The organism is Oleiphilus sp. HI0132 (genome assembly GCF_001635845.1).
On record NZ_LWGJ01001648.1, the window covers coordinates 1 to 1,335 of the forward strand.

General features: G+C 46.1%; 2 protein-coding genes. Both read right to left on the reverse strand.

Annotation, left to right across the window (positions count from 1 at the left end; all coding sequences use genetic code 11):
* The coding region (locus A3766_RS25385) for an aminotransferase class V-fold PLP-dependent enzyme (RefSeq protein WP_156509133.1) at nucleotides 1-321 on the reverse strand (321 nt) is incomplete at its 3' end.
* 58 nt (nucleotides 322-379) lie between these two features.
* Nucleotides 380-1,335: Fe-S cluster assembly protein SufD (gene sufD / locus A3766_RS25390; RefSeq protein WP_068643200.1), on the reverse strand; the 956-nt coding region annotated here is incomplete at its 5' end.

Consider the following 1,335-nt stretch of genomic DNA (forward strand, 5'->3'; position numbering starts at 1 on the left):
TAGCTGACTTGCCAAACCGTTAGCAATCAGGTTAATGGCTTCAGTTGTTCCTTTGGTCCAAATGATTTCTTTGGTTGAGTTTGCATTGAGAAATTGACGAACTGTTTCGCGTGCACCTTCGAAACCAGCCGTTGCACGGTCACCCAAGGTGTGCGCGCCTCGGTGTACGTTGGCATTATCATGATGATAGTAGTTCGCCATGCTTTCGAGCACCGCTTCGGGCTTTTGTGCACTGGCGGCACTATCAAGGTAGATCAAAGGCTTGCCATTGACCTCTTGGTTTAGAATAGGGAATTGTTCTCTAATACTTTCAATATTCATTTATCACTCAATACCTTGATAGCTCTTTATGACGCAGGTGCACTAACGACGCGATCATTTAATCTAAAGGGTAACTTAACAGCTCTGCCAGTTGCTGCTCCCAGAAGTCTGCAATAGCTTCAATTGGGGCTGCCCGAACCACTTCCAATACAAAACCGAGGGTTAGCATCAGGCGAGCCTGTTCATGCGTTACGCCACGCGTTTTAAGGTAGTACAGTTCAGTTTCGTCTAACTGACCAATGGTTGTACCGTGAGCACATTTCACGTCATCGGCATAAATTTCCAGCTCGGGCTTGGAATCGATTTCAGCAGACGATGAAAGAAGAAGGTTCTTGTTATTCATTGAACCTAAGGTCTTCTGTGCGTCCGGGTGAATGTGAATTCGGCCATTAAAGACGATATGGGACTTATTGTCGGCAATACAACGGTAAGTCTCATTACTGGTGCAGTTTGGTGCAATATGTTCGATACAGGTATGGTTATCGTAATGCTGCTGACCGGTGGTGACAGTAACACCGTTAAGATCACACTCAGCACCTGCTTCTAACATCTGCACGTGCAAGTCGTGACGACCCACTTGGCTGCCCAAACCTAAAGAGTAGCTCTTGAAGTTAGCGTTACGATAGAGCGCGACACCGGTAAAACCGATTTGCTTGGCTGGCGTAGATTCAAGGTTCATACGCAAGTACTTTACATGAGCATTATCAGCAATACGCAGGTCACATACACTGTTAACAAGCCCTTGAGCACCTTCTTCGGCGTCAATGACGAGTTCTTCAATAAAGGTTGCTTCGGCATTTGCTTCAACGTTAATGAAAACGCGTGGCTGGCTCAGGCCGCTAGCATTGCTATGAAAAACCAACTTGAGTGGTTTGCCCAGTTGAGTATTCTTCGCAACGTTGATGAACAAGCCATCTTGCATCAAACCCGCATTCAGTTTTGCAAACAGCAAATGCTCTGCAGAATTACTTATGCTATTGGCGACAAGCTCGCACTCTTTCTCATCAAGAGAAG